We start from the raw sequence: 19,262 nt of genomic DNA on the forward strand, positions 1-19,262 counted from the left end.
TCACTCAAAAAAATAGTAAAAAACGCGCGATTGTTTTGCGCGTTTTTTTAATTAATTTAGCATTATGATTACAGTAAACATAATAGGTTCTGGCAATGTTGCTACGCATCTAATAGCTACCATTTTACAAGAAAATGAATTCGTAATTCAAAAAGTTTATGCCCGTCGTGCATATATGTTAGAAGGCTTACTTAGCTTTTCTAAAATAACATCGCGTATTGAGGAACTAGAACCGGCCGACATTACCATTATTAGCGTTTCTGACGATGCCATTGCCGAAGTTTCTTCGCAATTACCATATAGCAATCAATTTGTGGTTCACACCTCAGGTAGTTCTGATATTTCGGTAATTGATTCTAAAAACAACGCAGGCGTTTTATATCCGTTACAAACATTTTCAAAAACAAAAAAAATAAACTTTAAAGAAGTTCCGTTATGCATCGAGTCGGCTAAAATGCCAAACTTAATTTTACTTAAAAAAGTTGCGGCGCTTTTATCTGACAAAGTTTATATAATTAGTTCTGAACAGCGTAGAAGCATTCACGTAGCTGCGGTTTATGCATCAAATTTTGTAAATCACATGTATCATTTGGCACATGATATTTGTACAGAAAAAAATATTCCGTTCGAAATTTTAATGCCTTTGATACAAGAAACAGCTCAAAAAATTAAAACATTATCACCGAAAGATGCACAAACCGGTCCGGCAAAACGTCAAGATAAAAAAACCATTTTAAGCCATTTAGAAGTGATAAATCAGCCTTTACAAAAAGAAATATATACCTTACTAACAAATTCTATTATAAAAAGTAATGTCTAAAAGTTATAAAGAAATCATGAACCAAATTTCTACATTCATTTTTGATGTAGATGGAGTTTTAACAGACGGAAAAGTACATGTTACCACTAACGGAGAAATGCTTCGTATTATGAGCATTAAAGATGGTTATGCTTTAAAAACCGCTATTGATGCAGGCTATAAAGTTGTAATTATTTCGGGCGGAAGCAATGAAGGAGTAAAAATACGATTGCAAAACTTAGGCGTTACCGATATTTTTTTAGGTACAGCAAATAAGGTTGCAACTTTTGAAGATTATATTAAAAATCATGAAATTAAGCCTGAAAATTGCTTGTTTATGGGCGATGACATTCCGGATTTTAAAATTATGAACTTGGTTGGTTTACCAACATGTCCGCAAGATGCTGCCCCCGAAATAAAAGCAATAAGCAAATACATTTCACATATTGCTGGTGGTAACGGCTGCGCGCGCGATGTAATTGAACAAGTTATGAAAGTGCAAGGCAAATGGATGAAACAATTTGATGCCCAATACGATTAAACCACGTTATGAAATATTTAAATTTAATTCGATATAAAAACTTAGCTATAGTTGCCTTAATGCAAGCTGTATTTCACTTTGTTTTTATTAAAAACCAAACCGATTATGTTGCGCTAAGCAATTTGCAATTTGTGGTACTAATATTAGCTACCTTATGCATTGCTGCCGGTGGTTATATAATTAATGATATTGAAGATCAGCAAACCGATGCAATTAACAAGCCTTATAAAAAATATGTTGGCACTTCAATTTCAGAAAATATCGCTTTTTATTTATATGTTTCGTTTACCATTGTAGGTGTTGCATTAGGGTATTATTTAGCAAATTTAATTGGCAAAAATTCATTTGTTGGTTTTTTTATTATTACCAGCATGCTGTTGTATTTGTATGCAACTTGGCTTAAAGGCATTCCGGTTATAGGCAATTTGCTAGTTGCTTTTTTATTAGCTTTAAGCGTGCTAATTATCGGCTTTTTTGATATTTTACCTGCTACCTATTCTGGGAATTACCAACAACAACGGTATTTGTTTTCGGTTATAATAGATTTTGCTGTTTTTGCATTTATTATCAATTTTATTCGAGAAGTATTAAAAGATATTGAAGATGTAAATGGCGATTATAATGCAGGTATAAAAACATTACCGGTTATTTTAGGCATTTCGCGTACAGCAAAAATTCTTGCTTTTGTTACCGGATTAGCCATTTTAATTTTACTTTATTATGTGTTGCTAAACTTTTCGGCGGTTCCGTTAGTTTTGGCTTATGCCCTACTATTTTTGCTAGCACCCTTTATTTATTTTTTCATCAAACTCAATCAAGCAAAAAAAACAAGTGATTTTAGTACATTAAGCCGTGTTTTAAAACTTATTATGCTGTTTGGTATTTTAGCATTGGTTGTTATTCAATTAAATTTTCATTTTAATGCCCAATAAAAATTTTATTCTAGCTTCTGGATCTCCCAGAAGGCAACAATTTTTCAAAGATTTTGGAATTCCTTTTACCATTTGTGTTAAAGAAGTAAACGAGGTTTATCCTCCCCATTTACAAGCCCACGAAATAACTACGTACTTAGCCGAATTAAAAGCTAGCGTTTTTACCGATTTAAACGAAAATGATGTAGTTATAACCAGCGATACGTTAGTTTGGCATCAAAACAAAGCTTTAGGAAAACCTAAAGATACTACAGAAGCTTTTGCCATGTTACAAGCTTTAGCCAACAATACGCATCAAGTAATTACATCGGTTTGTTTTAAAACCTTAGCAAAAACTGAAACCATTTACGAGGTAACCGAAGTAACTTTTGGGGCTTTAACTCCAGAAATGATCAATTACTACATTAAAAATTACAATCCGCTAGATAAAGCTGGTGCTTATGGCATTCAGGAATGGATTGGTGAGGTAGGAATTGTAAAAATTAATGGTTCGTATACCAATGTTGTTGGATTACCCGTTTCAAGAGTATATCAATTTATTCACGAAAATTATTTATAATGGATTTTTTACCGTTCGATATAAAACCGTTTTTACCGCAAATTATTTCAACCACAGTAACAATTTTAATATTTGCTTGCATTCGTTTTGTGGTTATAAACTTTATAAAGCGCATTACACAATTAAAAGATAATTTAAACAACCGTTCGGCGCTTATTATAAAGTACATCAACTTTTTTTTAGGCTTTATATTAGCTTTAATTTTAACCGGAATATGGGGTTTAGATACCGATCAGATTTCTAGTTTTGCTATTTCAACAGCCGCATTTATTGGTATTGCATTATTTGCACAATGGTCGGTTTTAAGTAATATTACTGGCGGAATTGTTTTATTTTTTTCATATCCGTTTAAAATTGGTGATGTAATTAAGGTTCAAGACAAAGATTTTCCGGTTTTAGCGCGTATTGAAGATATTACTGCTTTTTATATTATTTTAACAACCAATGAGGGGCAAACCCTTACCTACCCGAATAACATGATGTTGCAAAAAGGAATTGAAATTATTAAAGATATTGAAACGATAGATTCTATTCCGCCGAGAAAATAACCTTTGGCACAGACTTTGTTGCTTGTTTAGAAAGCCACAAAATGTTAAATTATGAAAATCAAAATGTTTATTTTATTCGTTTTTTTTAGTGCAATATGTGCTACCGAATCTCAGGCGCAAGTAAATATAAATATCAACGTAAATTCGTTACCAGAATGGGCGCCCAAACGCTACATACCTGAAACAAGATATTATTTTATTCCTGAAATTGGCGTTTATTACGATATTCCAACAAGAATGTACATTTATCCGCATAAAAAAGGATGGGTTAGAAATCGCCATTTACCCAAGCATTACGCGAAGTACAATTTGAACGCGTGTTATAAGGTTTCACTTTATGATATTGGTCCAAACCCATATGTGTATTATGATACACACGTAAAAAAATATCCGAAAAACTACCGAAAAGGGAATTACCAACCGGTACGAAACCAACACCACGGGCCAAAAAAAAATGGTTATAACAATGGTAAAGGAAATAAATACGGACATGATAAAGGCCCTAATAAACATTACAAGCATCCGAATCGAAACCATGTAGATCGCAATTCACATTTTAATAGATAAACTTATACAGATTTACTTTTTGTAAATCTGTATTTTTTATTATCTTAATTTCAAAATTTACCGCATGAAAAAACATTTAGTTTGGAGAAAAGCTTATTCTTTTGTACTGTTTATTAATGCATTATATATTATATGCTTTTATATTTTAATGCAAATATTTAACTAACCATGATGCAACCTTTAGATTGGGTTATTTTATGCACCATTATTGCAACAATTGTACTTTACGGCTGGTATAGAAGTCTAAACAACAATAGCTTAAAGAATTATGTTTTAGATAACACAAATACCAAATGGGCCACCGTGGGTTTATCTGTCATGGCTACCCAAGCCAGTGCTATTACATTTTTATCAACTCCTGGTCAAGCGTTTCATGACGGTTTAGGTTTTATACAATTTTACTTCGGAATGCCTTTGGCAATTATTGTAGTTTGTGCTGTTTTTGTGCCATTATATTACAAAAACAATGTTGTTACCGCATACCAGTATTTAGAAAAAAGGTTTGATGCTAAAACAAGTAGTTTAGCTGCCTTTTTATTTTTAATTCAACGTGGTTTAGGTACCGGGCTTACCATATATGCTCCTGCCATTGTTTTAGCAACTTTATTAGGTTGGCAAGTAACATATTTGAATATTTTAATTGGATTATTAATTACTTCATACACCTTAACCGGAGGTTCTAAAGCTTTAAACAAAACCCAACCTGTACAAATGTTTTTTATTATTTCAGGAATGGCATTGGTTGTTTTGTATATCATTTTTACGTTACCTAATGACTTAACTTTTTCAAACATTTTAAGTATTGCCAGCGCTAATAATAAATTACAAATTATTGATACCAGCTTTAATTTAGAAACTCGATATACCATTTGGAGTGGTTTAACTGGTGGGTTTTTCTTATCGCTAGCTTATTTCGGAACCGATCAATCTCAGGTTGGGCGCTATATGTCAGGAAAATCTATTAAGGAGATTACCAAAGGTTTACTTATGAACGGCGTTTTAAAAGTACCTATGCAGTTTTTATATTATTTATTGGCATTATGGTATTTATATTTTATCAGTTTAATCAATCGCCTATTCATTTTAACCCAAACAACACGCAAATGGTATTACAGTCAGAACATAAAGCTGACTATATGGCTTTGCAAGAAGAATTAGAAATTGTACAACAAGAAAAAAAGAAATAAACTTATTTTACTTACAACAACTTAAAGAAGATTACAATAACGCAACTTTAGAAAAATATTTGGTTGCTTTAAATACCAAAGAACTTAAATTACGAGAACAAGCAAAAAAACTTATTCAACAAACCGATGCAACCATTAGCACAAACGATAAAGATTACGTTTTTTTAAATTTTGTTTTAAACTATTTACCCAAAGGTTTAATCGGGCTTATTTTGGCCGTAATTATATCGGCAGCAATGGCTTCTGCTGCATCTGCGTTATTAGCTTTAGGAACCACAACCACGTTTGATATCTATTTAAAAAATACCATTAAACAATATTCTGAAAAACAAACGTTATTAATAAATAGAATTTTTGTTTTGCTTTGGGGAGCAATTGCAATTGGTTTTGCCTGTATCAGTTCTATGTTCGAAAATCTGATTCAATTAGTAAATATTATCGGATCTATTTTTTACGGAACTATTCTAGGTATATTTTTGGTAGCCATTGTTTTAAAAAAAGTACAAAGCAATGCAATTTTTTACGGTGCTATTTTTTCACAATTAATAATTTTATATATTTACTACATAAATGTTGTTGGCTTTTTATGGCTTAACTTTATTGGGGCATTGTTAACCATAAGTATAAGTAGCTTTTTACAACTTTTAAAAAGGGACTCACCATAACCAAATTATACTATGAAGGGAAAACTAAATTATGAAGATGCACAAAAGTACATCTTTGAAAAAGGTGTAAAAACCAGACAAGAATATCTGGATTTACGTGCAAACGACGAAGAAGCAGAAGCTTTATTACCGTCAAACCCAAATCAATTTAAAAGTTTTAAACCATCTTGGAAAGGATGGACACGCTTTTTAAGAAATCCAAGCTTGGTTCCTAAAGGTGCAAAACGCATTACCGGACATTATTACTTGTATCAAGGCGAAGTTTACAACAACAAAAATGGCTTTAAATTGGTTAAAAAACGTAAACATCCAGACGGATATTACATGGTTGAAGTTCGTGTAGATACCAAAACCAGAAAAACAGTTTATTTAGATCGTTGGAAACCGTATTTAACACAAGACGAACTTGATAAAATCAGAAAAAATAAAGTTTATACTAAAAAACCAGGCAGACCGCGTAAAGTTGTAGAAAATACACAAGCTAACGTAACTGCAACATTATAAAATAAAAAAAACCTCGCTAAGCGAGGTTTTTTTTATTCATTTCCTTTAGCATGATCGGCTAAAAATTGTGCCAAACCAGAATCTGTTAATGGGTGTTTTAATAATCCGGTAATAGATGATAACGGACCTGTCATAACATCTGCACCAATTTTAGCACAGTTAACAATATGCATGGTATGACGGATTGAAGCTGCTAAAATTTCAGTTTCAAAAGCATAATTATCATAAATCAACCTAATTTCTTCGATTAAGTTTAAGCCGTCCATAGAAATATCATCTAAACGTCCTAAAAATGGTGAAACATAAGTTGCTCCTGCTTTAGCAGCTAATAAAGCTTGTCCGGCAGAAAAAACTAAAGTTACGTTGGTTTTAATGCCTTTGTCTGAAAAATATTTACAAGCTTTAATTCCGTCTTTTGTCATCGGAATTTTTACTACAATCTGATCATGTAAATCGGCAAGCTCCTCACCTTCTTTAATCATACCTTCAAAATCAGTAGCAATTACTTCGGCACTTACGTCACCATCAACAATATTACAAATATCTAAATAGTGCTTTAAAATGTTGTTTTTACCTGTAATTCCTTCTTTAGCCATTAAAGATGGATTAGTTGTAACACCATCTAAAACACCTAAAGCTTGTGCTTCTTCAATTTGAGCTAAGTTTGCTGTATCAATAAAAAATTTCATAGTATTTATGTTGTGTTTATTTGTTATTAAAGTTTATAATGATTCATTAACATTTTTTCGTACATTTTATCTGGTAAAATGCGTTTTAATACAATAGAAAATTTTTGCATAAAAGCACCTATTTTGTAATGTACATTAGGGTTGCCGTTTTTTATAATTTTTGCTATGCCTTGAGCCATTTCTATCGGATCGCTTCCACCAGAAACATGCTCGTTAATTGTAGCTAGCTGTTGGCCGTAAACTTTTTTGTAAGGCGAATTTAAAAGTACGGGGGCATGAAAACGTCTGGATGCAATATCAGTAGCAAAATCGCCAGGAGCAACATTGGTAACCTCAATTCCAAATTGTTTTACTTCCATACGCAACGATTCGGTAATTAATTCTAAAGCACCTTTGCTAGATGAATAAACGCTGCGGAAAGGCAAGCCCATATATCCTGCAATAGAAGTTATGTTTATTATTAATCCTGATTTTTGTTTACGCATTTGTGGTAAAACCGCACGCATGGTTTCAATAGGGCCAAATAAATTGGTTTCAAAGTTGTTTTTAATTTCCTCCATCGGAATTTCTTCTAACGGACCAGTAATTCCAACGCCAGCATTGTTAATTAAAACATCTAATCTTCCTTCTTTTTCTATTACTTGGTTGATGCATTGCTTAATAGAAACTACATCACGAACATCTAAAGCAACTAAAGGAATCAAGCTATTGGTAATTTTTTCCGGAGTACGGCTCGTACCATAAACAATATAACCTTGTTTTTGTAAATATTCTCCAATTGATTTTCCAATACCCGATGAACCTCCGGTAATTAAAATAACTTTTTGCATCCTTTAAAATTGTATATACTGCGAAAATAGTAAATAATAGTTAATCTTACTGCCTTTACCAACAGATTGTAAACAGATAAACATCGATTTTAAGCTTTTTGCCAAAAATTCAGAAATAAGCAAAATTAAGTTTGGTATATTTTGTAAAAACTATAATTTAGCAAAATAAACACAATCAGCATGAGCTTTAAAGCCAAGGTAAATCACTTTAGAAGAACAGTAATGCACGGTTTAACCCGTGGCATAGGAACTAATTCTATAAACAAACTTAAAAACACTAATACAGAATTAGTTATAAAAAATGTTTTAATAAGTAGACCCAACCAACGGTTAGGAAACACCTTGCTTATTACGCCATTAATTCAGGAAATTGTTAAAACTTTTCCAGAAGCTAAGATTGATTTATTCGTAAAAGGAAAAGTTGCACCTATTGTTTTTCAGAATTACCCGCAAGTAGATCAAATTATTGAACTACCTAAAAAACCCTTTAAACAGTTGGCCGATTATATTGGTGTTTGGTTTAAGCTACGTCAGAAAAAATACGATTTGGTTATTAATGTTGAAAAATCGTCTTCATCAGGGCGTTTATCAACCACGTTTGCCAATGCAACGTACAAATTATACGGAGATGAATTTTTAAAGAATGAAGTTGATGAAGATCAGATTCATTATGGTAAATATCCGGTTTATCAGTTTAGAAAATTTGTTGAGCTTTTTACAAAAACCGAAGTTACTGCTCCGTATCCTATTTTAAATATTCAATTAACTGAAGAAGAAATTACGAAAGGAAAAGAAACATTAGCAAGCTTTTTCCCCGATTCTAACAAAAAAACAATAGCTTTTTTTACCTACGCAACCGGCGAAAAATGTTACCCAGTAACGTGGTGGCAATCATTTTACAATTTATTCTACCCAAAATATGCCGAAAATTACAATTTGATTGAAATATTACCGGTAGAAAACATTTCGATGCTAGAACATAAATTACCTGAATTCTATAGCAAAGATGTTCGTGAAATTGCTGCAGTAATGTACAACTGCGAACTTTTAGTTGCTGCAGATTCTGGAATGATGCACTTAAGCGTTGCTGCTCCTACAAAAACCATTGGTTTATTTAAACTTACTTTACCCGTTAAATACTGCCCTTATGGTAAAGGAAATAGTTATTTAATGGTTACAGATGACAACCAAGCTGGTGTTTTAGAACGCATGGAAGAAACTTTACATAAATAAAAAAAGCCCTTGATATCAAGGGCTTTTTTTATGCTAACCAACCTTCACGATCTAAACTTCGGTATTGAATGGCTTCTGCGATATGTTGTGGTAAAATACAAGCTTCAGCTTCTAAATCAGCAATGGTTCTGGCAACCTTTAAAATTCTGTCGTAAGCGCGAGCTGATAAATTTAATCGATCCATCGCTTTTTTTAATAAGGTTAAACTTTTTGCATCTAATTTACAATACTGCTCTAACAAGTTGGTTTGCATTTGTGCATTGTAAAAAATTTGTTCGTGTGCTTTATAACGCTCCAATTGTATGTTTCTAGCTGCTATAACACGTTTTCTAATCGATTCTGAACATTCTCCTTTTTCAGCACTAGAAAGCTGCTCAAATTGCACCGGATTAACTTCAATATGCAAATCAATTCTGTCTAACAACGGACCCGATATTTTTGCTAAATATTTACGCATTTCGTTTACGGCTTGTAACGGAGCATTCTCATCTAAGAAAAATCCTGAAGGACTGGGATTCATACTAGCAATTAGCATAACCGACGATGGATAAGTTACGGTATATTTAGCGCGTGCAATAGTAACTTCTCGATCTTCTAATGGCTGACGCATCACTTCTAAAACTTCGCGTTTAAATTCGGGCAATTCATCTAAAAACAAAACACCATTATGCGCTAATGATAATTCTCCGGGCTGTGGATATCCACCTCCGCCGACCAGCGCAACCGAACTACACGTATGATGTGGGGAACGAAATGGACGTTGTGAAATAAGCCCAACGGCATTTACCTTACCAATTACGCTATGTATTTTGGTAGTTTCTAAAGCTTCATGCAAGCTCATAGGTGGTAAAATACTAGCGATGCGTTTGGCTAACATCGTTTTTCCGGAACCAGGCGGGCCAACCAAAATTATATTATGTCCGCCTGCGGCGGCAATTTCTATCGCACGTTTAACAGATTCCTGCCCTTTTACATCTGCAAAATCAAATTCTGATTGGTGATAAGCATCAAAAAATAATTGACGTGTATTTAATTGCACAGGAAGAATTTTACCAGAATCAGATATAACCTCTAAAACTTCATTCAGGTTTTTAACTCCATAAACAGCAATACCATCTACAATAGCCGCTTCATTGGCATTAGCATGAGGAATAATTAGTTTAGTAAAACCATCTTTTTTTGCCTGAATGGCTATAGGTAAAGCACCTTTTATGGGTAAAACAGAACCATCTAACGAAAGTTCTCCTAGAATAAGATATTCTTTAAAATCAGAAATAGTAATTTGCTGTGAAGCGGCCAAAATTGCAAGGCTTATTGGCAAATCGTAAGCAGAACCTTCTTTACGTAAATCGGCAGGCGCTAAGTTTATGGTAATTTTTTTTCCTGGAAGTTTAAATCCATTATTTGCTAATGCGGCAGCAATTCGGTAAGAGCTTTCCTTAATCGCATTATCAGGCAAACCAACCAAATGGTACCCAATGCCTTTATCTATAAAAACTTCTATGATGATTAATTGTGCATCAATACCAAATACAGCACTACTATAAACTTTTATTAGCATACAAATAGCTTTAAATATAAAAAGGCCAAGCAATGTTGCTTGACCTTAGTATAACTAAAAGAATAATAAATATATTATAATTCTTTAAAAATTGTGTGCATTAATCGTTTTTTATCGTTGATGCTTTCTTCTAACGAAATCATAGTTTCTGTTCTATAAACGCCGTCAATATCATCAATCATAAAAATAACTTCTTTAGCGTGCTTAGTATCTTTCGCTCTAATTTTGCAAAAAATATTGTACTTACCTGTAGTTACGTGCGCAACCGTTACGAAAGGAATTTCACTCACACGCTCTAAAACAAATTTAGTTTGTGAGGTGTTGCTTAAAAATACACCAACGTAAGCAATAAAAGAATAGCCTAGTTTTTCGTAATCTAAAGTTAAAGAAGAACCTTGAATAATTCCTGCATCTTCCATTTTTTTAACTCTAACGTGAACCGTACCAGCAGAAATTAATAATTTTTTTGCAATATCAGTAAATGGTACTCTTGTATTATCGATTAACATATCGAGAATTTGATGATCTACCTCATCTAATCGAAACTTACTCATTGTATTTATTTTATATATTTCTGAAACAAAGTTACAATATTTTAAAAAATAAACGAATAATAATTTAAATAATTATTGTTTTATTAGCAAACCATTAACTAGTTTTAATTTTTCGTTTATTTTGAAGTCGGCCAATTGCCCAACGTGAAATTTATTTAATTCAAAATCAGAAGTTTCCACTCCTAATAAATCGTATTCCAAATGACCGTAAGATTGATCTAAATTATCAATTTGAGATATTTTTGCCACAAATTCTATACGATTGTTAACCAAAACTTCTTCATATTGTACTGCAAATTTAAATGTTTTTTTCAAATTATCTACATTTAATTCAAAATTAACAAACAAAACATCGAAAAAGCTCTTAGTATTCTCAGGTATTTCCAAATAATTCTCTATTTTTTGATGATTATATGTATTTTCTAATAATGATTGAAAAAACGCCAAATAACTAATAAAAATATATTTTCGAGTTTCTTCTCTTTCGTAATCATCCGGATAATGCCCGGCCTCAAACAAAATGGTTGGAATACCTAAACTGGTACACATATCACCAATACAGTTTACATTAAATCCATCGTCAAAACGACCGATTTGATTCGGAATATAATTTTGCAAAACATTATTCATAGCCGCTATTAGTTGCATAGCTGTTTCACGAACTGCATTTATGTTTCGATCTTCATCATAAGAAGGTGCTAAAAAAGAAACCGTTGCTGGCAATTTATGCCCGGTTGTACCAAAAATAGTACGTTGATCGTGCAGGTTTAAACAAAAATCTGGTACAAATGTATCAATTTGATTGCGTAACAAGGTGCTTTCTTTTTGAGATAAATCAACTGAATCGCGATTTAAATCAACTGCATTAGCATTTACACGCGTATAAGCTAAAGCACCATCCGGATTTAAAATTGGAATAATTTGTAACGTACACGTTGTTGCTATTTTTTTTGCTAACTCATTATCAGAACCTAAAAAATTAAACAAATCAAACAAAGCTTTTGTGGTGGTAGATTCGTTACCGTGCATTTGCGACCACATTAATATTTTAATTTTTCCGGTTCCAAATGTTACTTGTTGAATGGGAAGGTTGTTTTCTGAATGTCCAATTTGTTCAACCTTAAAAGCAATGGGTAAATTATGCAATAAAGGTTCTATATGATTATTTGTAATGTAACGGCCCGATAATGCCTCACAATTAAATTGATTGTATAAAGCTGTAAATTCCATGATTCTAATTTAATTACAAATGTAAATATTTCTAAATTAACATTCGTAACTGGTTTTTAGGCCATCTAATAAACAAATGTAAATTGTTAATTCAATTAACAAGAACAAACATGAGTTACATTGTTAAATTGTAAATTACAAAATTAACAAAAAAACATAATTTACTTGTTTTCAGTTTTTTAAATACAACTACCTAAAGTTTACGTTTAATTTAATTTACTTGTTTAATATTTGTTTACATTTGTAACATTGTTTTACAACCTTGTTTTATATATATTTGTAAACACATAAAAAATGATTTGTTACAATGTTAAACCTTGACGAATTTACAAAAAGATTAGAACAGCTTTTTAATTTTTACGAGCTTACCCCTTCTACTTTTGCTGATAAAATTGGTGTGCAACGCTCAAGCGTTTCACATTTACTTTCTGGGCGAAATAAACCTAGCTTGGATTTTGTCTTAAAAGTACAAGATTCATTTTCGGATTTAGATTTGAATTGGTTGTTGCACGGTAACGGAAATATGCTTACTTCGGCATTTGCTTCTACTCCATTTTTAACAGAATCAACTTTTACAAATCAGCTTTCGGATCACGAATCTGAAAATGAAAAAAAAAGAGGAAGCCGTTGCTCAAGCAAAAAATGAAACACAACTAAATGAAGAAAATGCAGTTTCGGTTGCCCAAGCTTTTTTGTCTGAAACCAAAGAAGATTTTGAAATTGAAAAAATTGTAATTTTTTATAAAAATGGTACATTTAAATCTTTTAAACCTGAAAAATGATTTATACCGTATTTTTTTAAAAGTTTTAAGCTATTTATATCCTATTCGTATAAAAACTTTTCAATCTGAATTTTCAGGAAAATTAGAACTTACCTATTACGATGGTGCTTTAGTTTTAGATACACAAAAAACAAATTATTCGTACGGCAATTTGCAACGTTTATTAGCTGCTGGCTTAAAACAAATTCCGGAACGGGAAATAAATCGGTTTACAGAAATTCTGATTCTTGGCGTTGCTGGCGGAAGCGTAATAGAAACCTTGTATAAAAATCATTTTTATACAGGAAATATTGATGCGGTAGATATTGATCCGGTAGTTTTACAAATTGCTGAAGATTATTTTAACATCAATCAATTTACAAAATGTAAATTATGGGTTGCTGATGCGGCGCAATTTGTTGCACAAAGCACCAAGTTGTATGATTTGGTGCTGGTAGATTTATTTTTGGATGAGGTAATTCCTGATTTTGTGTTTACAGAACCTTTTTTAAATCAGCTAAAAAAACTTATTGCAACACAAGGTTACGTGCTATTTAATACCATTAAAACAAAAAATAAAGATGCTGGCATAAACGGGATGTTACATGCTGTTTTTGGAACAGATTACAACATATTGGTGCTTTCGCATCTAAATCCGTTTAATACCTTATATTTAATTCAGAAAAATACATAACGCTGATAAAATAAAAAAATCCGAAAGCAAGCTTTCGGATTTTTTTTAATGTTGGTTGGCTAAAAATAAGCGGGCTTTTTCTAAATCTTCTGCCGTATCAATGCCTAAACTTCCTTCGGTAGTTTCAATCATTTTAATGCGTTTGCCATATTCTAAATAACGTAATTGTTCAAGCTTTTCAGAAGCTTCAAGACTTAACATTGGCAAATTATAAAAATCTAGCAAAGCTGATTTTCTAAATGCATAAATTCCGATATGTTTCATATAACGCACGCCAACATTTGTTTCGCGCGGAAATGGAATTACGGAACGTGAAAAATACAATGCAAAACCGTTTTGATCGGTAACTACTTTTACGTGATTTGGATTGTTTATATCTTCTAAATCCGTAATTTGATACATAGCTGATGCTAAATCTACCTGTTTGGCTGTATCTTGTTTAAAAACCTCAACCAAATTTTGTAAGGTTTGTTTGTTAATAAAAGGTTCGTCACCTTGCACATTAACCACAACATCAACATCCATATTAGCAACTGCTTCGGCAATACGATCGCTTCCGCTTTCGTGTTGTTTTATACTCATAATAGCTTTTCCGTTGTTTTGGATAATTTCATTGTAAATTAACTCAGAATCGGTTACAACAAAAACGTCATCAAACAATTGGGTTGCTATAGCTGCTTGGTAGGTGCGTAAAATAACAGTTTTACCACCTAAATCTTGCATTAATTTTGCCGGAAAACGCGTAGATGCGTAACGAGCGGGAATTACAGCAATTATTTTCATTTTTATTCGGTTTGATCTTTAAATCCTATTAAATATAATTTGTCTTTTGCTCGGGTAATTGCGGTGTACAACCAACGAATATAAGCTTCGCTAATTCCATCGGGTAAATACGGTTTTTCTACAAAAACGGTATTCCAGTGCCCACCTTGTGATTTATGGCACGTAATGGCGTACGAAAATTTAACCTGCAAGGCGTTAAAATATTCGTTTTCGCGCATTTTTTGATGTTTTTTATATTGAGCGCGTTCGTTTTCATAATCCAACATAATTTCTTGATACAACTGATTTTGTTGTTGGTAGGTTAATGAAGGTGATTCGCTATATAACGTATCTAACAAAATCATAGTTTCAAAATCAGGTTCGTTGGGATAATCAATTAACCGAACCTTAACACGGGCAAATTTAAAACCATACAATTCAATGGTTTTATAAATTTGTAATACCTCAATAATATCGCCATTGGCTATAAAATCGGTATGTTTACTATCTTTTAACCAAAAGTAATTATTTTTTACTACCATCATATAATCGCCAGGCGAAATTTCAGATTCTCGGTCTAAAATACGCATACGAATTTGTTGGTTGTATTGGTTGGCACGCTTGTTTGAACGGACAATAAACGCGGTATCTTCAACCGAAAAATCGTTATAAGCCGAATAAATGGCATCTTGAATGTCGTAACCATCGGTTAAATGCACAATATCTTTAAATCCTTTGGTTTTAAAATCAATATGATCCCAAAAGTTTTGATGCAGCAATTCGCGCAATTCGGTAGCGTTATACAAAATACCCGAATCTACTTCTTGGCGCATTACTTCGCTCAGTTCAATATGCGTAACTTCCATATTGTAATTGCGCATCAACTTATCTACATTCAATGCAGGGCTTTCTACGCTACCAACGGGTGGTAACTGCGCTGTATCTCCAACTAAAATAAGCTTGCAGTTTTGCCCTGAATATACGTACATAATTAAATCATCTAAAAGTGAACCGTTTTCGTATAACTGAGAATCGTTGCTGTAATCGGATATCATAGAAGCTTCATCAACAATAAAAATAGTATTTTTATGTTTGTTAGGTTGCATGCTAAAGCCCATGCTTGCTCCTGCTTGTTTTTTAGGAAAATATATTTTTTTATGAATAGTATAAGCAGATTGATTGGCATAATTGCTAATTACCTTTGCCGCTCTACCAGTTGGTGCTAATAAAACATATTGCCATTTTACAGCGGCTAAATTGTTAACCAAAGTAGATATTACAGATGTTTTACCAGTACCTGCAAAACCTTTTAAAACAAAAATTTGATCCTGAATTTTAGTACTTAAAACAAAATCGGCTACTTTATTAAAAAAAATATCTTGGTGCAAGGTTGCGTCGAACGGAAATCCGGAACGTAAAATTTTATAAAAATCGGTAGCAGTCATGTAATCGTTGTATTCATTAGCATACAAAGATACATAGTAATACCCACAGAAACATTTATAACTAAAAAAATTGTATTTTTGTACAAGCAAAATTTTAAATCAAAAATGCTCAATCAACCAATAACTGCTAAAACCTATAAAAAATTACTTATTAAGATAGATGCGCATCATCTGTCTTACGCTATTGTAGATGTACTTACACAAAACATTGTGCATTTACAACAAGTAAAGTTTACTGCCTATGCCAATACAATTAGCGTTTTAACCGAGCAAATTAAGCAAAGCTTAACCACGTTGGTAGATTTAAAAATGGTTTTTGACGAAGTTTTGGTGCTGCACAACAACAACTACAATTGTTTTGTACCTGGCGCTTTTTTTGATAAAAACAAGATAGAAAGCTATTTGCAATACAACACCAAAGTTTTTGAAAGCGATGATACGGCTTATGATTTTTTAGAACGTTATGATTTGTACAACATTTACGTACCGTTTACCAACATTAATAATTTGTTATTAGATTTTTGGCCCGAAATTAATTACAAAAATGCCAATTCGGTTTTAGTGCAAAAAGTTTTAGATTTATCTAAAAACAAAGAGCAAAACCTTGCATTTGTACATTATCAAGAAAATCATTTTGAATTGGTAGTGGTAAACAACCAAAAACTTATTTTTTACAATTCGTTTGAACATAAAACTACTGAAGATTTTATTTATTACCTGCTATTTACTTTTGAGCAGCTTAAACTAAATCCAGAACATATTATTACCTATTTTATTGGTAACATACACAAACAACATACTGCCTTTTTAATGGCTTACAAATACATTCGTTACGTTTCTGTTTACGACACGCAACCTTTTGTAACCTTAAATAAAGCAAGCAAACAAGAAAACTTAGAACATTTTATTTTATTACACGCATGAGAATTATTTCTGGTAAATATAAAGGCCGAAAAATAGATCCACCCAAAAACCTACCGGTACGCCCAACAACCGATATGGCAAAAGAAGCTTTGTTTAACATTTTAAACAATCATTTTAACTTAACCGAACTTAAGGTTTTAGATTTATTTGCAGGTACTGGCAGCGTTTCGTTCGAATTTGCATCGCGCGGTTCTAAACCCATTGTTTCGGTAGATGGCGATATGGGCTGCGTAAATTTCATTAAAAAAGTTACAAAAGAATTTGATTTTGATATTTCTGCCGTAAAATCTGATGTTATCAAGTTTTTAGAGCGTCATCAGGCAACCTACGATATCATTTTTGTTGATCCACCTTACGATTTTTCTGACGAAACCTTCAAACAAATTATCGATTTAATTTTTGAAAATGAATTATTAGATGAAGAAGGTATGTTGGTAGTAGAACATTCTAAACATACCAACCTAGAAAATATAGAACATCATAGTTTTGATCGTAATTACGGCGGAACCGTTTTCTCCTTTTTTGAATATGAATTTGAAGAAGATGAAGACGAGGACGACGATGTAGATGATTTTGAAACCGATAACGAATAATCGTTAAAAAGAGAACAACCATGTTCTCTTTTTTTTTATCTTTAATTAAAATATATAGCAACAAAAAAGTTGTAATCAAAAACCAATCATCATAAAACATGACTATTAAACGCGTATTTTTTGCCTTAGCTTTTATTGTAATAGCTTTAGTTGCTGTTTTGGTTATTAAAATGGTTAGCTATCCATTTCAACCAACCAAAAAACTAAAAGATCATGCTAAAGTTTATCCTTACAACGGCAAAGCGATAAACCGCTTAGCTCAAGCCATTCGTATTCCTACAATAAGCAACGTAAATTACGAAAACACCGATTTTAAACCGTTTAATGATTTTAAATCATTTTTAATCAATTCGTACCCGGCCATTTACAAACAAATGGATACGTTAACCATTAATAAACACGGCTTAGTTTTTAAATGGAAAGGAAAAGATGCTACCAAAAAGCCCATTTTATTTCTATCTCATCAAGATGTAGTACCAATTAGCGATTATAATTTTGAACTTGATCCTACAACAGGCGATCGCGTATTTAACTTAACCAATACCGAAACCGATTCGATTACTGAATACCAAAGCGAATGGAAATATCCGCCATTTAGTGGCGCAGTTGCTAACGGCCGTATATACGGACGCGGAACTTTAGATATGAAAGGGATGCTTATTGCCATTATGGAAGCTGCAGATGAATTAATTGCTGAAAACTACCAACCCGAACAAGATGTTTATTTTGCTTTTGGACAAGATGAAGAAGTTAGCGGACTAAACGGTGCTAAAAAAATTGCAGAATATTTTAAAGAACAAAACATTCATTTTGATGCTGTTTATGATGAAGGCGGATTTGTATTAGGTCCAAAAACGGTATTAAAAGCGGTAGATAAAGCAGTTGCAACCGTTGGCGTTGGCGAAAAAGGCTTTTTAACCGTTGCCATTCGTGTAAACGGTACGGGCGGACATTCTTCTATTCCTCCTAAAAAAGGCAGCTTAGTTTTAGCTGCAGAACTTGCAGAAAAACTAAATACCAACCAATTGCCTGCAACTATAATTCCGCCAGTAGCAAACTTTATTAATAATATTGGTGGTGCCATGGATTTTAAATCAAAATTGGCTATTTCAAACCAATGGTTGCTAGGGGGCGTTTTACTAAAAACACTCGAAAATACGCCAGCATCTAACGCTATGGTTCGTACAACAACAGCTTTAACCATGATGCACGCCAGCGATGCACCTAACGTTTTATCGGCAACAACTACGTTAACCGTAAACTTTAGAATTTTACAAGGACAAACGGTTGCTGATGTTTTAGAACATGTTAAAAAGCAATGCGAAGGTTATGATACCGAAATTGATATTATATCGCAACGTGAACCATCTAACCTTTCGCCAACCGATAGCAAACAATATTTATTTTTAAAAGATGTTATTGCTAAAAACTATCCAAATGCTATTATAACCCCATATTTAACCATTGGCGGAACCGATAGCTATAAATACGAATTGGTTTCTGATAATGTTTTTCGCTTTATGCCAGTACAAATAAATGAATACGAGCAACGTTTAATTCATAATGATAACGAATCGATTTCAATAGAAAACTACATGCGCATGATTAACCATTTTAAATTACTAATGCAACAACCTTAGGTGATTTAATACATAAATGCAAAAAGGCAGTTTTATAACTGCCT

Annotated in this window: 23 protein-coding genes; 16 read left to right on the top strand and 7 right to left on the bottom strand. The window is 32.5% G+C overall.

Going from position 1 to position 19,262, the window contains the following annotated elements; all coding sequences use genetic code 11:
- Window positions 1–64 precede the first annotated feature (64 nt).
- From K5I29_RS04610 to K5I29_RS04645, 9 genes are all read left to right on the top strand, one after another.
- Window positions 65–820, top strand: a complete 756-nt coding sequence (locus K5I29_RS04610) for a Rossmann-like and DUF2520 domain-containing protein (protein WP_264434687.1) — start codon at window positions 65–67, stop codon at window positions 818–820.
- Complete coding sequence (locus K5I29_RS04615) at window positions 813–1,340, top strand: KdsC family phosphatase (protein WP_264434688.1); 528 nt, start codon at window positions 813–815, stop codon at window positions 1,338–1,340. Before K5I29_RS04610 ends, K5I29_RS04615 begins: the two co-directional genes overlap by 8 nt.
- An 8-nt stretch (window positions 1,341–1,348) precedes the next feature.
- The gene (locus K5I29_RS04620) at window positions 1,349–2,272 is read left to right on the top strand and encodes a geranylgeranylglycerol-phosphate geranylgeranyltransferase (RefSeq protein ID WP_264434689.1); all 924 of its coding nucleotides are present in this window, start codon (window positions 1,349–1,351) and stop codon (window positions 2,270–2,272) included.
- Window positions 2,262–2,831 carry a Maf family nucleotide pyrophosphatase gene (locus K5I29_RS04625; protein WP_264434690.1) on the top strand — a complete coding sequence of 190 codons (570 nt, stop codon included), beginning with the start codon at window positions 2,262–2,264 and terminating at the stop codon, window positions 2,829–2,831. The genes K5I29_RS04620 and K5I29_RS04625 overlap by 11 nt, the downstream gene beginning before the upstream one ends.
- Window positions 2,831–3,379 carry a mechanosensitive ion channel family protein gene (locus K5I29_RS04630; RefSeq protein WP_264434691.1) on the top strand — a complete coding sequence of 183 codons (549 nt, stop codon included), beginning with the start codon at window positions 2,831–2,833 and terminating at the stop codon, window positions 3,377–3,379. Before K5I29_RS04625 ends, K5I29_RS04630 begins: the two co-directional genes overlap by 1 nt.
- 51 nt (window positions 3,380–3,430) lie before the next feature.
- A complete protein-coding gene (locus K5I29_RS04635) occupies window positions 3,431–3,946 on the top strand; it encodes a hypothetical protein (protein ID WP_264434692.1) in 516 nt (171 codons plus the stop codon).
- A gap of 168 nt (window positions 3,947–4,114) precedes the next feature.
- Window positions 4,115–5,104: a sodium:solute symporter family transporter gene (locus K5I29_RS13405; RefSeq protein WP_317134297.1), complete on the top strand. Its 990-nt coding sequence runs from the start codon at window positions 4,115–4,117 to the stop codon at window positions 5,102–5,104.
- An 88-nt stretch (window positions 5,105–5,192) separates the two neighbouring features.
- Window positions 5,193–5,798 carry a sodium:solute symporter family transporter gene (locus tag K5I29_RS13410; protein WP_317134298.1) on the top strand — a complete coding sequence of 202 codons (606 nt, stop codon included), beginning with the start codon at window positions 5,193–5,195 and terminating at the stop codon, window positions 5,796–5,798.
- Between the two features lie 12 nt (window positions 5,799–5,810).
- Entirely contained in the window at window positions 5,811–6,302 is a 492-nt protein-coding gene (locus tag K5I29_RS04645; protein WP_264434693.1) for a hypothetical protein, read from the top strand.
- 32 nt (window positions 6,303–6,334) lie between these two features.
- Here the strand turns inward: K5I29_RS04645 and fsa are convergent, their stop codons facing one another.
- Both fsa and K5I29_RS04655 read right to left on the bottom strand, forming a co-directional pair.
- A complete protein-coding gene (fsa, locus tag K5I29_RS04650) occupies window positions 6,335–6,991 on the bottom strand; it encodes a fructose-6-phosphate aldolase (RefSeq protein WP_264434694.1) in 657 nt (218 codons plus the stop codon).
- Between the two features lie 26 nt (window positions 6,992–7,017).
- Window positions 7,018–7,821, bottom strand: a complete 804-nt coding sequence (locus tag K5I29_RS04655; protein WP_264434695.1) for an SDR family oxidoreductase — start codon at window positions 7,819–7,821, stop codon at window positions 7,018–7,020.
- A 180-nt stretch (window positions 7,822–8,001) separates the two neighbouring features.
- On the opposite strand from K5I29_RS04655, the gene K5I29_RS04660 reads away from it, so the two are divergent.
- The gene (locus K5I29_RS04660; RefSeq protein ID WP_264434696.1) at window positions 8,002–9,054 is read left to right on the top strand and encodes a glycosyltransferase family 9 protein; all 1,053 of its coding nucleotides are present in this window, start codon (window positions 8,002–8,004) and stop codon (window positions 9,052–9,054) included.
- A gap of 28 nt (window positions 9,055–9,082) precedes the next feature.
- On the opposite strand, the gene K5I29_RS04665 is transcribed toward K5I29_RS04660, so the two are convergent.
- From K5I29_RS04665 to K5I29_RS04675, 3 genes are all read right to left on the bottom strand, one after another.
- Window positions 9,083–10,615, bottom strand: coding sequence for a YifB family Mg chelatase-like AAA ATPase (locus tag K5I29_RS04665; RefSeq protein WP_264434697.1), 1,533 nt, complete (start codon window positions 10,613–10,615; stop codon window positions 9,083–9,085).
- 74 nt (window positions 10,616–10,689) lie between these two features.
- Window positions 10,690–11,169, bottom strand: a complete 480-nt coding sequence (locus K5I29_RS04670) for an Lrp/AsnC family transcriptional regulator (protein ID WP_264434698.1) — start codon at window positions 11,167–11,169, stop codon at window positions 10,690–10,692.
- A 72-nt stretch (window positions 11,170–11,241) separates the two neighbouring features.
- Window positions 11,242–12,399 (bottom strand): M14 family metallopeptidase, encoded by a 1,158-nt coding sequence (locus K5I29_RS04675; RefSeq protein ID WP_264434699.1) that lies wholly within the window; start codon window positions 12,397–12,399, stop codon window positions 11,242–11,244.
- A gap of 307 nt (window positions 12,400–12,706) precedes the next feature.
- Here K5I29_RS04675 and K5I29_RS13415 point away from each other — a divergent pair, with 307 nt between their 5' ends.
- The 3 genes from K5I29_RS13415 to K5I29_RS04690 are packed head-to-tail and all read left to right on the top strand — an operon-like array spanning window position 12,707 to window position 13,854.
- A complete protein-coding gene (locus K5I29_RS13415; protein ID WP_317134299.1) occupies window positions 12,707–13,045 on the top strand; it encodes a helix-turn-helix transcriptional regulator in 339 nt (112 codons plus the stop codon).
- On the top strand, window positions 13,005–13,181 hold the full coding sequence (locus K5I29_RS04685) for a hypothetical protein (RefSeq protein ID WP_264434700.1): 177 nt from the start codon (window positions 13,005–13,007) through the stop codon (window positions 13,179–13,181). Before K5I29_RS13415 ends, K5I29_RS04685 begins: the two co-directional genes overlap by 41 nt.
- A complete protein-coding gene (locus K5I29_RS04690) occupies window positions 13,147–13,854 on the top strand; it encodes a spermidine synthase (protein ID WP_264434701.1) in 708 nt (235 codons plus the stop codon). Before K5I29_RS04685 ends, K5I29_RS04690 begins: the two co-directional genes overlap by 35 nt.
- A 45-nt stretch (window positions 13,855–13,899) precedes the next feature.
- Here the strand turns inward: K5I29_RS04690 and kdsB are convergent, their stop codons facing one another.
- Window positions 13,900–14,637, bottom strand: coding sequence for a 3-deoxy-manno-octulosonate cytidylyltransferase (kdsB, locus tag K5I29_RS04695; RefSeq protein WP_264434702.1), 738 nt, complete (start codon window positions 14,635–14,637; stop codon window positions 13,900–13,902).
- A 2-nt stretch (window positions 14,638–14,639) separates the two neighbouring features.
- A complete protein-coding gene (locus tag K5I29_RS04700) occupies window positions 14,640–16,061 on the bottom strand; it encodes an ATP-dependent DNA helicase (protein ID WP_264435161.1) in 1,422 nt (473 codons plus the stop codon).
- 105 nt (window positions 16,062–16,166) lie between these two features.
- Here K5I29_RS04700 and K5I29_RS04705 point away from each other — a divergent pair, with 105 nt between their 5' ends.
- From K5I29_RS04705 to K5I29_RS04715, 3 genes are all read left to right on the top strand, one after another.
- The gene (locus K5I29_RS04705) at window positions 16,167–16,985 is read left to right on the top strand and encodes a DUF3822 family protein (RefSeq protein WP_264434703.1); all 819 of its coding nucleotides are present in this window, start codon (window positions 16,167–16,169) and stop codon (window positions 16,983–16,985) included.
- On the top strand, window positions 16,982–17,578 hold the full coding sequence (rsmD, locus tag K5I29_RS04710; protein WP_264434704.1) for a 16S rRNA (guanine(966)-N(2))-methyltransferase RsmD: 597 nt from the start codon (window positions 16,982–16,984) through the stop codon (window positions 17,576–17,578). The genes K5I29_RS04705 and rsmD overlap by 4 nt, the downstream gene beginning before the upstream one ends.
- 98 nt (window positions 17,579–17,676) lie before the next feature.
- Window positions 17,677–19,218, top strand: a complete 1,542-nt coding sequence (locus K5I29_RS04715) for a M20/M25/M40 family metallo-hydrolase (protein ID WP_264434705.1) — start codon at window positions 17,677–17,679, stop codon at window positions 19,216–19,218.
- Window positions 19,219–19,262 lie beyond the last annotated feature (44 nt).

Origin of the sequence: Flavobacterium agricola, from assembly GCF_025919725.1 — a bacterium.
GTDB classification, from domain to species: domain Bacteria; phylum Bacteroidota; class Bacteroidia; order Flavobacteriales; family Flavobacteriaceae; genus Flavobacterium; species Flavobacterium agricola.